Origin of the sequence: Cryptosporangium sp. NPDC048952 (assembly GCF_043197895.1) — a bacterium.
Taxonomy (GTDB): domain Bacteria; phylum Actinomycetota; class Actinomycetes; order Mycobacteriales; family Cryptosporangiaceae; genus Cryptosporangium.
The window spans coordinates 349,953-363,915 of the sequence record NZ_JBICTY010000009.1 but is presented as its reverse complement, the minus strand read 5'-3'; the positions used below and the strand labels follow the sequence as shown (position 1 = coordinate 363,915).

Here is a 13,963-nt window from a genome sequence, read left to right as displayed (position 1 = left end):
GAACCCCACCGAAAAGAACGAACCGTACGCACGAGTAGCTGAGAAGAAGGCGAACACGCGGCCGTGTCGACGCAGAGCACCACCTCAACGCAGACCGACGATTCTCTGGCGGCCTTCGGGGCCAACGAATGGGTGGTCGAGGAGATCTATCAGCAGTACCTCGCCGATCCCGCCAGCGTCGATCCGGCATGGCACGAGTTCTTCGCTGATTACAAGCCAACGGGCTCTCCGGGCGAGAACGGCTCCGCTCCGACGGCGGACCGCGCGGACGGGCGGGCCGGCGGCTCGACGTCGTCCTCGAACGGCAACGTGCCGACGCCCGCGACGCTCGCGCAGAAGGTCGGCCCCAAGCCGACCCCGCCGAAGCCCGGCCCCAAGCCTGGCCCCTCGGCGTCGGTGGTGTCGACCACCGCGTCCAAGCCGGCCGCTCAGGCTGCGCAGGCCGCGAGCACCGGCGCGCCGAGCTCGCCTTCCAAGCCTGCGCCGAAGCCCACCCCGCCAGGCGGCCAGACCGCGAAGACCGCCGAGCCGGCGAAGGCCGCGTCCGCCGAGAAGACTCCGGCGGCGGGTGCCGCCTCAGCGGCTCCGGCCGCCGAGAAGGCCGAGCCGTCCACCAAGCCGATCCGCGGTGCCGCGGCGCGGATCGTGCAGAACATGGAGACCTCGCTCGAGGTCCCCACTGCCACCAGCGTCCGTGCCGTCCCGGCGAAGCTCGTGTCCGACAACCGCATCGTCATCAACTCCAACCTGGCCCGCTCGCGGGGCGGGAAGGTCAGCTTCACCCACCTGATCGGGTACGCCCTGATCAAGGCGGTCGCCACCCACCCGGAGATGAACAACTCCTTCACCGAGGTGGACGGCAAGCCCGCGCTGGTCATCCCCGGCCAGGTCAACCTGGGCCTCGCGATCGACCTGCAGCAGAAGGACGGCAGCCGCACGCTGGTCGTGGCCAGCATCAAGGGCTGCGAGTCGATGAACTTCCAGCAGTTCTGGCAGGCCTACGAGGACATCGTCCGCAAGGCCCGCAACGGCAAGCTCACCGCCGACGACTTCTCCGGAACGACGATCAGCCTCACCAACCCCGGCGGCATCGGCACCGTCCACTCGATGCCCCGCCTCACCAAGGGCCAGGGCACGATCGTCGGCGTCGGCGCGATGGAGTACCCGGCCGAGTTCTCCGGCCTGTCCGAGGAGCAGCTGGCCGCGTCCGCGATCAGCAAGGTCATCACGCTGACCAGCACCTACGACCACCGCATCATCCAGGGCGCGCAGTCGGGTGAGTTCCTCAAGCGCATGCACCAGCTGCTGCTCGGCGCCGACGGCTTCTACGACGAGATCTTCGCGTCGCTGCGCATCCCGTACGAGCCGGTCCGCTGGGTCCGTGACGTCACCGTCGTGCACGAGGGCGAGATCGACAAGACCTCGCGCATCCTCGAGCTGATCCACTCCTACCGGGTCCGCGGCCACCTGATGGCCGACACCGACCCGCTGGAGTACCGCCAGCGCCGCCACGCCGACCTCGACATCCTCGAACACGGCCTGACGCTCTGGGACCTCGACCGCCCGTTCCCGGTCGGCGGCTTCTCCGGCCAGAAGACGATGAAGCTGCGCGAGATCCTCGGCGTGCTGCGTGACTCGTACTGCCGTCGCATCGGCGTCGAGTACATGCACATCCAGGACCCCGCGGAGCGGGCCTGGATCGCCAAGCGGGTCGAGGTCAAGCACTCCAAGCCCGACACCGAGACGCAGAAGCGCATCCTGTCGAAGCTGAACGAGGCCGAGGCGTTCGAGACGTTCCTGCAGACGAAGTTCGTCGGGCAGAAGCGGTTCTCGCTCGAAGGCGCCGAGGCGGTCATCCCGCTGCTCGACGAGGTGCTGCAGGCCTCCGCCGAGGAAGACCTGGACGAGCTCGTCATCGGCATGGCGCACCGCGGCCGGCTGAACGTGCTGACGAACATCGTCGGCAAGCCGTACGAGAAGGTGTTCAACGAGTTCGAGGGCAACATGGACCCGGAGTCCACCCAGGGCTCCGGCGACGTGAAGTACCACCTCGGCGCGGAGTCGAAGTACACGACGCCCGACGGGCAGCACACGATCAAGGTGTCGCTGACCAGCAACCCCTCGCATTTGGAGGCGGTGAACCCGGTACTCGAGGGTATCGTCCGCGCCAAGCAGGACGTGCTCGACAAGGGCCTCGAGGGCTACACGGTGCTGCCCGTGCTGCTGCACGGCGACGCCGCGTTCGCCGGCCAGGGTGTCGTCGCCGAGACGCTGAACCTGTCCCAGCTGCGTGGATACCGCACCGGCGGCACCGTGCACGTCGTCGTCAACAACCAGGTCGGCTTCACCACCGCACCGGCGTACTCGCGGTCGAGCTTCTACTCCACCGACGTCGCCCGGATGATCCAGGCGCCGATCTTCCACGTGAACGGCGACGACCCCGAGGCGTGCGTCCGCGTGGCCCGGCTGGCGTTCGAGTACCGCGAGGCGTTCCACAAGGACGTCGTCATCGACCTGGTCTGCTACCGGCGCCGGGGGCACAACGAGGGCGACGACCCCTCGATGAGCAACCCCGAGATGTACGCGATCATCGACAACAAGCGCAGCGTCCGGAAGCTCTACACCGAGGCGCTGATCGGCCGCGGCGACATCACTGTCGAAGAGGCCGAGGAAGCCCTCAAGGACTTCCAGGGCAAGCTCGAGCAGGTCTTCCGCGCGACCAAGGACTCCACGCAGACCTCCCGCCGGGAGCCGACCCTGCAGTCGAACCCGTCGTCGCAGGTCGTCGAGACCGCGGTGCCGCTGGATCTGCTCCACCGGGTCGGCGACGTGCACGTCGAGTACCCGGACGGCTTCCACCCGCACCCGCGGGTCAAGCCGCTGATGGAAAAGCGCCGGAAGATGTCCCGCGAGGGCACCATCGACTGGGCGTTCGGCGAGATCCTCGCGCTCGGCACGCTCGTGGCCCAGGGAAAGACCGTGCGGCTGGCCGGGCAGGACTCGCGCCGCGGCACGTTCGTGCAGCGCCACTCGGTGCTGATCGACAAGGAGACCGGGGCCGAGTTCACGCCGCTCGACCTGCTCGGCGCGCGCAACGGCCAGGGCGACGGCCGGTTCTTCGTCCACGACTCGCTGCTCAGCGAGTACGCGGCGATGGGCTTCGAGTACGGCTACTCGCTGGCCCAGCCCGACGCGCTGGTGCTGTGGGAGGCCCAGTTCGGCGACTTCGTCAACGGTGCCCAGACCGTCATCGACGAGTTCATCTCGTCCGGTGAGGCGAAGTGGGGTCAGCGCTCCGGCGTCGGCCTGCTCCTGCCGCACGGCCAGGAGGGTCAGGGCCCGGACCACTCGTCCGGCCGGATCGAGCGCTTCCTGCAGATGTGCGCGGAAGACAACATGACGGTCGTCGACTGCACCACGCCGGCCAACTGGTTCCACCTGCTGCGTCGGCAGGCGCTGTCGGGCATCCATCGCCCGCTGGTCGCGTTCACGCCGAAGTCGCTGCTGCGGCACCGTGCCGCTGTGTCGTCGCTGGAGGAGTTCACCGAGGGCAGCCGGTTCCAGCCGGTGATCGACGACCCGGGCTTCGAAGGTGTGAAGCCGGAGCCGGCGAAGGTGAAGCGGGTGCTGCTCTGCTCCGGCAAGGTCTACTACGACCTGGCCGCGGCGCGGGCGCAGCGCAAGCTCGACGACGTGGCGATCATCCGGCTCGAGCAGCTGTACCCGCTGCCCGTGGAGGAGGCGCGCGAGGTTCTCGGCCGCTACCCGAACGCCGAGGACCACGTGTGGGTGCAGGAGGAGGCGGCGAACCAGGGTGCCTGGAGCTTCGTCGCTCTGAACCTGCTGGAGCAGCTCGAGGGCATTCGGCTGCGCCGGGTGTCGCGCAAGGCCGCGGCGTCGCCGGCGGTCGGATCGGCGAAGGTGCACGAGCAGGAGCAGAAGGCCCTCATCGAGGCCGCTCTGCCCACGCGCGGCTGATGTACTTCACCGACAAGGGCATCGAGGAGCTGGCCGAGCGTCGCGGCGAGGAGACCGTGACGCTCGGCTGGCTCGCCGAGCAGCTCCGCGACTTCGTCGATCTCAACCCCGAGTTCGAGATCCCCATCGAGCGCTTCGCCACCTACGTCGCCCGCAGCGACGAGGACGACGAGTAGTTGCACCACGCGGTGTACTCACCGGGGCCACCCTCCACTATGGTGCCCCGGTGATTACACGGGGTAACTTACTTGCAGTAGCCGTACTACTGGTCGGAGGCCTGCTCGCCGGATGCGGCGACGACTCCGAGCCCGCCTCGGAGGCCAAGGCGCCGACGACCGCGGCGTCCTCCGCCGCGCCCGCCGAGGCGCCGGAGGGCCGCCTGCTCACGGCGGAACTGGCCAAGGCCGCACTGCCCACTGTCGACGAGGTGCCCGGCGAGGGCTGGGTCGCCTCCGAGGTACCGCCGCCCAACGCGTCGACGGTGGAGCCGGCGTCCTGCAGCCCCGTCTACACGGAGGTGCAGCCGGACAACCCGATCTACAAGGACAAGGTCGCCGGCAACGCCGCCGTGTCGTTCGGTAGCGAGTCTCCGGCCGGGTTCTCCCAGGTCGTCGTCGACGTCCGGTCGTTCACGAACGCCGCGGACAGCCTGCTCCCGATCAACGCCGGGTCTCTCGTCGACAAGTGCCCGTCGTTCACCGTCATCGAGGACGGCGAGAAGATCGACACGGCCGTCAAGAAGCTGACGCCGATCGCCGTCGGCGACAAGCAGTTGGCGATCCAGTTCAGCGCCGAAATCCAGGGCACCCCTGCGTTCATCACGGTGGTACAGGCCTCGATCGGGCACAACCTGGTGACGATCGCCCACTCGAGCACGATCGCCGGCGACCCGGTCAAGTCGTACGAGCCGCTAGTGAACGGCATCCTGAAGGACCTGGCAGCCGCCTAGAGCGGCTCCAAGTTTTGACCTGGAGCCCGCTGAGAGTGGCGCTGGCAGTCGAGCGCGAGGTCGCCTCGTATAACTGATACTCAAGACCTCGCGCTCGCCTGTCAGCGTCGCTCTCAGCGGGCCGCCCACTACAGGTCGTTCTCGACTACTACCTTGCCGAACACGTCACCCGATTGAAGGTGGGCGAACGCGTCGCGGGCCCGGGACAGCGGGAACGTGGAGTCGACGATCGGGCGCAGACCGGTGCGGACGCACAGGTCGAGCAGGCCGGCCAGTTCGTCCCGGGACCCCATCGACGTCCCCAGGATCGAGATGTCGAGGAAGAACACCCGCCGCAGGTCCACCCGCGGCAGGTGACCCGACGTCGCCCCCGACACCACGAGCCGCCCACCGGGCTTGAGCGACTTCAACGAGTGGTCGAACGTCGCCTCCCCCACGGTCTCGATCACGCAGTCGACGCGCTGGGGCAACCGCGCGCCGCTCTCCACCGCGACCGCTCCGAGCTTCTCGGCGCGCTCCCGCTTCGTCGCGTCCCGGCTGGTCGCGTACACGGTGGCCCCGAGTGCGGTGCCGATCGCCACGGCCGCGGTGGCGACCCCACCGCCGGCTCCCTGCACGAGCACCGTGGATCCTTCGGTCACCTGCCCGCACGAGACGAGCATCCGGTACGCGGTGAGCCACGCGGTCGGCAGGCACGCGGCCTCGGCGAACGAGAGCTCCGCCGGCTTGGGCACCAGCGACTCGCGCGGCACGGCGACCTTTTCCGCGATCGTCCCGGGGAACTTCTCCGACAGGATCGAGGTCTTCTTGGTCTCCGGATCGGCGACGACCGAGTAGACGACGACCTCGTTCCCGTCGGGGTCCCGCCCGGCGGCGTCGCAGCCGAGGATCATCGGCAGCGCGTCGGCGCCGAGCCCGACGCCCTTCAGCGACCAGAGATCGTGGTGGTTGAGTGCGCTGGCGACGATGTCGACGACGACCCAGCCGTCGGGCACCGTCGGGTCGGCGACCTCGCCGGTCTCGAGTGCGGCGAGTGGATCGGTGTCATCGATACGTGCGGCGTATGCGGCGAACATCTCCCGACGCTACCGCCGGGTAGACCCCTCAGCGCTGTGAGCCGTCGAACACCTGGGTGATGAAGGGGCGCAGGACGCGAGAGATGTCGTGCGCCGCATCCCCGGTCGCCACCGTGGCGTGGCTGATCGCGAGCCGGGCGACGGTCTCCGCGAACAGCCGCACGTCGCCGGCGTCCAGGAACGGCCAGTGGACGCCGATCACCGCGATCAGCCGCTCCCGCGCCATCTCGATCACCGGCAGGCCCTGCGTCGTGACGAGCGGCAGCAGGTCGTCGCCGCTCAGGATCGCCTTGACCATCAAGTTGTCGGCAGCACCCGTGAGGAACGCGTCGAGCGCCGCCTCGACGGCCGCGTACGGATCGTCGGCATGGACCGCCACCGCGCTCTCCACCGTGCCGAGGAACCGGTCGGCCTCGCGCAACACGTACTGCTGCGCGAGCTCCTCCCGCGATCCGAACAGCTGGTAGACCGTCTGCCGACTGACTTCCGCGGCGTCGGCGACGTCGGCCATCCGGGTCTCCTGCCAGCCCCGGTCACGCACCAGCGCCTCGACCGCGTCGAGAATCGCTTCGCGCATGCCTTCCCGGACCCGCTCGGCGTGCCGACGCCGACCCTCAGTGTTCAAGGAGCGCACCACCGGGACGCGGCCCGTACCGGGCGGCCAACCGGCCGCGGGCCGGCGCGTGCAGGTTGGACCGGTCGAGGTCGCCGTCGTAGTGGGCGATCACCCGCGGATCCATGATCCGACGCCAGAGCGGTGGAATCAGCGCCACGACGATCATCGTGGCGTACCCCGCCGGGAGCTGCGGTGACGTGTCGTACGTGCGCAGGATCTGGTAGCGCCGCACCGGGTTCGCGTGGTGGTCGCTGTGGCGTTGCAGCTGGTAGAGGAACATGTTGGTGACCAGCCGGTTGGAGTTCCAGCTGTGCTGCTCGTCGACCCGCTCGTAGCGGTCGCCGCTCTTCTCCCGGCGCAGGCCGTAGTGCTCCAGGTAGTTGACGACCTCGAGGAACGAGAACCCGAGCACGGCCTGCGCGAGCAGGAACGGCACCACGCCGAGCCCGAACGCGACGATCAGCGCCACGAACAGCACGATCGTCATCGCCCACGCGTTGAGCACGTCGTTGCGCCACGTCCACGGGTTACGTTTGCGCAGCGTGAACCGGCTGAACTCCAGGTGCCACGCCGAGCGCAGGCTGCCCCACACCGTCCGCGGCCAGAAGCGCCAGAAGCTCTCGCCCAACCGGGAACTGGCCGGGTCCTCGGGTGTGGCCACCCGGCTGTGGTGTCCGCGGTTGTGCTCGACGTAGAAGTGGCCGTAGGCGGTCGGTGCGAGCGCGACCTTGGACAGCCAGCGCTCCAGGTTCTCGCGCTTGTGTCCGAGTTCGTGCGCGGCGTTGATCGCGATGCCGTTCACGGTGCCGATCGACACCAGGACTCCCAGCAGGCCCAGGGCGCCGAGCTCTCCCCGCTGCCACTGCCAGGCTCCGAGCACCAGGCCACCGAGCTGGAGCGGCAGGTACAGGTAGGTGAGCCAGCGGTAGTACCGGTCGGCCTGCAGGCCCTTCGCGAGGTCCTCGGGTGGGTTGCCGACGTCGTCGCCGCCGACCATGTCGACGAGCGGGATCAGCACGAACACGAGTAACGGGGTGAGCCACCACCAGCCCTGCACGCCGGTCTGCGTCACGATGCCGTAGCTCAGGAACGGCAGGATCGGAACCACGATGGCCGACGGCCACAGATAACGGCGCCCGTCGCGCCACGATGCGCTGGTCACTGGTCGGTCCTTTCCAGAAGGAAACCTCGACAACCGACGATGGCATCCGCGATGCTGTGCTGACAAGAGGCGGCCAGATGTCAGCGAGACTGTCACGAGGAGGCGTCGTGTCGAAGTTGTCAGGCGCGTACGGAAAAGACCGGCAGCCCAAGCGGCCGTCCGGCACGTGGCACGGAGCGCTCAGCACCGCGCTGATCTTCGGCGGCGCGGTCTGGCTCCTCGCTTACACGCTGCTCGACCTGCCGTGGGTCGAGGCGCTGGGGTCGTGGAACTACGTCGGTGTGGTCGCCACGGTCGTGCTCACGACGATCGTCGGCTACACGTGGCGAGGCGCCCCCTACGAACGCCCCACCCACACGTCCCGCGTATAAACGGCGCCTTTAATCAATCGGTGTCCGATATCGGGCAGCACGTCCGAAGAAAGTCGGCATTCCAGAATACGAATATTGCGACTAGCCCGTTCTCACACCGTGACGGTAGGCATACTGAAATGTGATCTAGTCGATCAACGGAGAAAGGGCGCAGACCAGCGGGCGCCCGTCAGGCTGTTCCGGACTGACGGGGGAGGGAGTCGCCGGTGACCGTTACGAGTGTGCCGAGGACGGCGTAGCCACGCCGCCGCCGCTCCGTCTGCGCATGACGAGGATGCACAGCGGAGCTCGACCTCGGGCACAGCGCCACCGAGTCGGCTGGGTCGTCACAGTCGACAGTCACGGCCGTCCCGGACTCGCTGACCTGAGCAGAGGTCCGCGTCCGGTTGATTCGAGAGGTGATTCGTCGGGTGCCAACAAACAATTCTGGATGGCGAAAAGCGACAGCGAGCGGAATCGGCAACTGCGTCGAGGTACGCACGGTCGCGGGCAAAGTCGACATCCGTGACAGCAAGAACCCCGAAGCGCCACACCTGAGCATTCCTGCTCACGCGTTCCGCGATTGGATCGCGTCCCTGAAGGATCCGTCCGAGGACTGATCCGGCCCCGCCTGAAGGGACGCTGCCGCCCAGGCAGCGTCCCTTCCACGTCAGACGCGGGCGACGCCGTCGCGGCGGGCGGCGGCGCTGACCGCGGCGGCGACGGCCGGGGCGACCCGGGGGTCGAAGGGGCTGGGGATGATGTGGTCGGCGCGCAGCTCGTTCGCCACGACCGCGGCCAGCGCGTCGGCAGCCGCCAGCTTCATGCCCTCGGTGATCGCCGTCGCCCGGACGTCGAGCGCACCCCGGAAGATGCCGGGGAACGCGAGCACGTTGTTGATCTGGTTCGGATAGTCGCTGCGTCCGGTCGCGACGACCGCCGCGTACTTGTGCGCGACGTCCGGGTGCACCTCGGGGTCGGGGTTGGCCATCGCGAAGATGAAGCAGTCCGACGCCATCGTGGCGACCGCTTCCTCGGGAACCTGGCCGGCCGACAGCCCGATGAACACGTCGGCGCCCTTGAGCGCGTCCTCCAGGGACCCCGTGAGGCCGGCGCGATTCGTGATCGCGGCCAGCTCACCCTTGACCGGCGTGAGGTTGTCCCGCCCGACGTGGATGATGCCCTTCGAGTCGGCCACCGCGATGTCACCGACCCCCGCGGCCAGCAGCATCTTCGTCACCGCGACACCGGCGGCACCGGCCCCGGAGACGACAGCGCGAAGATCGCCGAGCGCGCGGCCGGTGAGCCGGGCCGCGTTCTCCATCGCGGCGGTGGCCACCACCGCGGTGCCGTGCTGGTCGTCGTGGAAGACCGGGATGTCCAGCCGCTCGGCGAGCATCGCCTCGACGGCGAAGCAGCGCGGTGCGCTGATGTCCTCGAGGTTGATGCCGCCGAACGACGGCGCCAGGCGCACGACCGTCTCGACGATCTCCTCGGGGTCGGTGGTGTCGAGGCAGATCGGCACCGCGTCGACGCCGCCGAACTGCTTGAAGAGGACAGCCTTGCCCTCCATGACCGGCATCGCGGCCTTCGGGCCGATGTTGCCCAGGCCGAGCACGGCGGTGCCGTCGGTGACCACGGCGATCGTGCGCGACGCCCACGTGTACTCGTCGAACAGCGCGGGCTCCTCCGCGATCGCGGTGCACACCCGGGCGACGCCGGGCGTATAGGCGATCGAGAGGTCGTCTCGGTTCTCCAGCGGGATCGTGGCCGCGATCTCCATCTTGCCGCCGCGGTGGGCGGCGAACACGGGATCTCCGACGGCCTCGGATTCGCGGATGGACGGATTGATCTGCAGGGCGCTCACCTGGGGGCTCCTCGAATCGACTTTCGGGTGCGGCGACGGCGACGGGCCGGGGTTCATCAACGGGGCGCGTCGGCGGTGCGGTGCGGCAAGAACCCACGGTCTGTGGGTGTGGTCGCGTCACCCGGGGGTCGCCCGGAGATAACTAGGGATTCTCGCACGGTGGATCGATCAGGAGTACCACCGTTTGGGATCGCGTGCGTTTTTTCACTCGACCCCGGGAAGATCCGTCCTGCTCACGATACCGACCCGACGCGGCGGCCAGCAGCGCAGGACGACCCGCCCGTAGACCTCCGCCGGCCCGTACCGACGCGAGTCGTCGGCGACCGCCTCGTTGTCGGACGACAGCCACCAGCCGTCGCCGACCCGGCGCACCGCGCGCTTGACTACCAGCAGGTCAGGGCGGGTGGGGAACGACCCGACCACGACGTCGCCGGGGCTGATCCGACCGGTGCGCCGCACCAGGATGTGGTCGCCGTGCTTGAGCGTCGGCACCATCGAGGGACCGCTGACGAGGATGTGGACGAGCCGGCTGCGCCCCAGGGACCGTTCGGCGGGAGTTCGCACACTCACCCTTCAGCCTGCGATTCCGAACTGCCCGGCCTGGGAAGGCTGACATAGACCGGGAGTAGGGTTCGGAACGTAGTCGTTCGTCGTGACGCATCATCCCACCGGAGGACTGAGACCATGCGGTTGCCGCGCTTCCTTGCGCCGCGCACTGTCGCACATGCCCACTGCGACCTGCCCTGCGGCGTCTACGACCCGGCCCAGGCCCGGATCGAGGCGCAGTCGGTTAAGGCCATCATCGAGAAGTACCACGGGAACGAGGACCCGGTGTTCCGCACCCGGGCCATCCTCATCAAGGAGCAGCGGTCGGAGCTCGTCAAGCACCACCTGTGGGTGCTGTGGACGGACTACTTCAAGCCGCCGCACTTCGAGAAGTACCCGCAGCTGCACCAGCTGTTCAACGAGGCCACCAAGCTCGCCGGCGCGTCCGGCGGCAAGGGCACCCTCGACGTCGCGGTCGCCGACCAGCTTCTCGGCAAGATCGACGAGATCGCCGAGATCTTCTGGGAGACCAAGAAGGCGTGACGCAGGACGACAGTGCGCCGGTTGCCTCCACCACCGTGGGGGCAACCGGCGCTGCCGTCATTCTGGTGCGCCACGGCGAGACCGAATGGTCGAAGTCGGGGCAGCACACCAGCCGCACGGATCTGCCGCTCACCGAGAACGGTGAAGCGGTCGCACTGGCGCTCAAGCCGGTGCTCGCCACGGCGCTCGGTGGCCGGCCGCCGGTGCTGGCACTCTCCAGCCCGTTGACGCGCGCCCGCCGCACCGCCGAGCTCGCCGACGTACCGGTGGAGCTCGACGGCGATCTCCGCGAGGTCGACTACGGCGAGTACGAGGGCATCACCACCCCCCAGATCCGCGAGCGCGACCCCGGCTGGTCGGTCTGGACGCACCCGAACCCGGGCGGCGAGACCGTCGAGCAGGCGGGTCAGCGCGTCGACCGGGTGCTCGACCGGGCCCGCAAGGCGCTGCCGCAGGGGCACGTGGTGCTGTTCGCCCACGGGCACATCCTGCGCGTGCTGGCTGCCCGCTGGCTGGGTCTGCCCGCGTCGGAGGGGCGTCTGTTCGCGCTCGACACGGCGACGCTCGGCGTCCTCGGAACCGAGCACGACCTGCCGGTGATCCGCCGCTGGAACGCCCCGGCGGCCTGGTCGTGAGCTGGGAGGTACGCGAGGCCACGCCGGACGACGTCGCCGAGATCGTCACGATGGTGCACGAGTTGGCCGCCTACGAGAAGGCTCCGGACGAGTGCACGCTCACCGAGGAGCAGCTTCACACGGCCCTGTTCGGGCCCTCCCCCGCACTCTTCGGGCACGTGGTCACCCGCGACGGCGTCGTTCTCGGATTTGCTCTCTGGTTCCTCAACTTCTCCACCTGGCGTGGCGTCCACGGCATCTACCTCGAGGACCTCTACGTCCGCCCGGAGGCGCGCCGCGGCGGCGCGGCGCGCGCCCTCCTCTCCCGGCTGGCGCAGATCTGCCGGGAGCGCGGCTACGCGCGGTTCGAGTGGTGGGTGCTGGACTGGAACACGCCGGCCCGCGACGCCTACGCCGCGATGGGCGCGACCCCACTGACTGAGTGGATCCCCTACCGCGTCGACGGACCGGAGCTGGCTCGCCTCGCGGACGGCTGAGCCCCCGGACACGCCGATCACGACCGCTACTCGCGTGTGGACTCCCCTTGAACCCCACTGGGTCGTAAAGTGCGGGCGGGGGAACACCGCATAGCGCGACAAACGGCCAGACGGCCACGGCGCACGGGGAGGGGTGGCGTGGAGGCTCGACACAGCGGGGGCGTCGGAGGCCCGGGCGTTCTGACGCCCACATCTGGCGCACTCCTGGCCGGCTACGTTCCGGGCACTCGTACGCCGGGTGACCCGTCGCCGGGTGACCCTACGCCGAGCAGCACGAAAGGGGACGGTGTGGATCCGGATGCGGACCTCGTCCTGCTGACGCTACCGGCGAACAGCGTTTACCTCTCGGTGCTGCGTACCGCCACCGCCGGTCTGGCGGCACGGCTGCACTTCACGCTCGACGAGATCGAAGACCTGCGCATCGCCGTCGACGAGGCCTGCGCGATGTTGCTCAACGGCGAGGAGCTCCCCGACTCGGAGCTGCACTGCCGCTTCACCCTCACGACCGACGAAATAGCCGTCGCCGTGACGCTCCCCGGCGTCCGCCGCAGCCTGCCCCCGCAGAACACGTTCGCCTGGCAGGTGCTCACCGCACTGACCGGCGAAGTGGACGCCGAGGTCAGCGATGACCAGCTCACCATCGGGCTGGTCAAGCGGCGGAGCCGTACCCCGTGAGCGGCACGAGACGTCCCGCTGCCGCCAATCGAGGTCCTTCCGCCGAACCCGGGGTGAGACCGGCCGGTCGCCGTTCCGGCCGGAGCGAGCCGACGCCGCACGACCCGTCTCGCGTTCCGGTGCCGGCCGGCCCGGCCGACGACTGCACCACCGACGACAGCGCCGACGAGTGCGCGCCCGAGGTGCGTTCGATCGACGTACGTCCGATCGACGAGCGTCCGCCGCTGCGTCGTGCACCGCTGCACCGCCCCGCACCGCCGGAGGGCGAGACGCTGACGCCCGCGGAACGGGACCGGCACGCCTCGCACGAGCTGTTCCGCCGGTTGCACGCATGCCCGCCGGGCAGCGCGGAGTGGCGTCGGCACCGGGACGAGTTGGTGCGCCGGCACCTGCCGCTGGCGCACTACCTGGTGCGGCGGTTCGCGGGGCGCGGTGAGCCGATGGACGACCTCGTCCAGGTGGCCACTATCGGTCTGATCAAGGCGGTGGACCGCTTCGATCTCGAACGCGGGGTCGAATTCTCCACATATGCAACACCTACGGTGGTTGGTGAAGTCAAGCGCCACTTCCGCGACCGTGGCTGGGCGATCCGGGTGCCGCGGCGGATGCAGGAGCACACGCTCGCCGTGTCGAGGGCTACCGGCGACCTGTTCGGCCGCCTCTCCCGCTCCCCCACGATCGCCGAGCTGGCCGGGTACACGCACCTGACCGAGGAGGAAGTGCTCGAGGCCATCGGGTCGGCGCACGCTTACACAACCGTGTCATTGGACGTCGAGCTGGCCGACGACTCGCCGGGCGGCGCCGCCCATCCGGCCGCCGGGGATGCTCAGGCGGCACTCGAGAACGTCGAGCACCGGGCGTCGCTGCGGCCGCTGTTGAGCCGGCTCACCTCCCGCGAACGCCAGATCTTGGCCCTCCGATTCTTCGCGAACATGACGCAATCAGAGATAGCGGCCGAGATCGGTGTCTCGCAGATGCATGTGTCCCGGTTGCTCAGCCGGACGTTGGCACACTTGCGTGAGGGTCTGGAGCACCGAGAGTAGTTGTCGGTCGATGACAGAGGGTGATCGGTTGAACAGTCGATCACCCT

The 13,963-nt window shown here is 69.0% G+C and carries 15 protein-coding genes; 10 read left to right on the top strand and 5 right to left on the bottom strand.

The genetic code is table 11. From position 1 onward, the window contains the following. Positions 1-63: 63 nt before the first annotated feature. Genes ACGFY5_RS41385 through ACGFY5_RS41375 form a run of 3 tightly spaced genes read left to right on the top strand, consistent with a single transcriptional unit; the run spans position 64 to position 4,927 of the window. Positions 64-3,978, top strand: a complete 3,915-nt coding sequence (locus tag ACGFY5_RS41385) for a multifunctional oxoglutarate decarboxylase/oxoglutarate dehydrogenase thiamine pyrophosphate-binding subunit/dihydrolipoyllysine-residue succinyltransferase subunit (protein ID WP_392729873.1) — start codon at positions 64-66, stop codon at positions 3,976-3,978. Further along, positions 3,978-4,154, top strand: coding sequence for a DUF6104 family protein (locus ACGFY5_RS41380; RefSeq protein WP_344654499.1), 177 nt, complete (start codon positions 3,978-3,980; stop codon positions 4,152-4,154). The genes ACGFY5_RS41385 and ACGFY5_RS41380 overlap by 1 nt, the downstream gene beginning before the upstream one ends. Before the next feature lie 50 nt (positions 4,155-4,204). Next, on the top strand, positions 4,205-4,927 hold the full coding sequence (locus ACGFY5_RS41375; RefSeq protein ID WP_392729870.1) for a hypothetical protein: 723 nt from the start codon (positions 4,205-4,207) through the stop codon (positions 4,925-4,927). A 128-nt stretch (positions 4,928-5,055) separates the two neighbouring features. On the opposite strand, the gene ACGFY5_RS41370 is transcribed toward ACGFY5_RS41375, so the two are convergent. From ACGFY5_RS41370 to ACGFY5_RS41360, 3 genes are read right to left on the bottom strand one after another with little or no spacing between them, the layout of a single operon-like run. Beyond that, positions 5,056-6,003, bottom strand: coding sequence for a zinc-binding dehydrogenase (locus ACGFY5_RS41370; protein WP_392729868.1), 948 nt, complete (start codon positions 6,001-6,003; stop codon positions 5,056-5,058). A 28-nt stretch (positions 6,004-6,031) separates the two neighbouring features. Continuing rightward, positions 6,032-6,628: a TetR family transcriptional regulator gene (locus tag ACGFY5_RS41365; RefSeq protein ID WP_392729865.1), complete on the bottom strand. Its 597-nt coding sequence runs from the start codon at positions 6,626-6,628 to the stop codon at positions 6,032-6,034. Beyond that, entirely contained in the window at positions 6,618-7,781 is a 1,164-nt protein-coding gene (locus tag ACGFY5_RS41360) for an alkane 1-monooxygenase (protein WP_392729863.1), read from the bottom strand. The genes ACGFY5_RS41365 and ACGFY5_RS41360 overlap by 11 nt, the downstream gene beginning before the upstream one ends. Positions 7,782-7,888: 107 nt before the next feature. On the opposite strand from ACGFY5_RS41360, the gene ACGFY5_RS41355 reads away from it, so the two are divergent. Both ACGFY5_RS41355 and ACGFY5_RS41350 read left to right on the top strand, forming a co-directional pair. After that, the gene (locus tag ACGFY5_RS41355; RefSeq protein ID WP_392729861.1) at positions 7,889-8,152 is read left to right on the top strand and encodes a cell division protein CrgA; all 264 of its coding nucleotides are present in this window, start codon (positions 7,889-7,891) and stop codon (positions 8,150-8,152) included. 398 nt (positions 8,153-8,550) lie between these two features. After that, a complete protein-coding gene (locus tag ACGFY5_RS41350; protein ID WP_392729859.1) occupies positions 8,551-8,751 on the top strand; it encodes a DUF397 domain-containing protein in 201 nt (66 codons plus the stop codon). 50 nt (positions 8,752-8,801) lie between these two features. Here the strand turns inward: ACGFY5_RS41350 and ACGFY5_RS41345 are convergent, their stop codons facing one another. Together ACGFY5_RS41345 and ACGFY5_RS41340 are read right to left on the bottom strand one after the other, a co-directional pair. Next, a complete protein-coding gene (locus ACGFY5_RS41345) occupies positions 8,802-10,055 on the bottom strand; it encodes an NADP-dependent malic enzyme (RefSeq protein WP_392729857.1) in 1,254 nt (417 codons plus the stop codon). Between the two features lie 147 nt (positions 10,056-10,202). Beyond that, positions 10,203-10,568 carry a S24 family peptidase gene (locus tag ACGFY5_RS41340; RefSeq protein WP_392729855.1) on the bottom strand — a complete coding sequence of 122 codons (366 nt, stop codon included), beginning with the start codon at positions 10,566-10,568 and terminating at the stop codon, positions 10,203-10,205. 114 nt (positions 10,569-10,682) lie between these two features. Here ACGFY5_RS41340 and sodN point away from each other — a divergent pair, with 114 nt between their 5' ends. From sodN to ACGFY5_RS41315, 5 genes are all read left to right on the top strand, one after another. Continuing rightward, positions 10,683-11,087, top strand: coding sequence for a superoxide dismutase, Ni (gene sodN, locus ACGFY5_RS41335; RefSeq protein WP_035857444.1), 405 nt, complete (start codon positions 10,683-10,685; stop codon positions 11,085-11,087). Then, positions 11,084-11,722 carry a histidine phosphatase family protein gene (locus ACGFY5_RS41330; RefSeq protein WP_392729852.1) on the top strand — a complete coding sequence of 213 codons (639 nt, stop codon included), beginning with the start codon at positions 11,084-11,086 and terminating at the stop codon, positions 11,720-11,722. The genes sodN and ACGFY5_RS41330 overlap by 4 nt, the downstream gene beginning before the upstream one ends. Then, positions 11,719-12,198 (top strand): GNAT family N-acetyltransferase, encoded by a 480-nt coding sequence (locus ACGFY5_RS41325; RefSeq protein WP_392729850.1) that lies wholly within the window; start codon positions 11,719-11,721, stop codon positions 12,196-12,198. Before ACGFY5_RS41330 ends, ACGFY5_RS41325 begins: the two co-directional genes overlap by 4 nt. A gap of 288 nt (positions 12,199-12,486) precedes the next feature. Continuing rightward, entirely contained in the window at positions 12,487-12,873 is a 387-nt protein-coding gene (locus ACGFY5_RS41320) for a hypothetical protein (RefSeq protein WP_392729847.1), read from the top strand. A gap of 119 nt (positions 12,874-12,992) precedes the next feature. Then, positions 12,993-13,916 carry a SigB/SigF/SigG family RNA polymerase sigma factor gene (locus ACGFY5_RS41315; protein ID WP_392729844.1) on the top strand — a complete coding sequence of 308 codons (924 nt, stop codon included), beginning with the start codon at positions 12,993-12,995 and terminating at the stop codon, positions 13,914-13,916. The last annotated feature ends 47 nt before the right edge of the window (positions 13,917-13,963 follow it).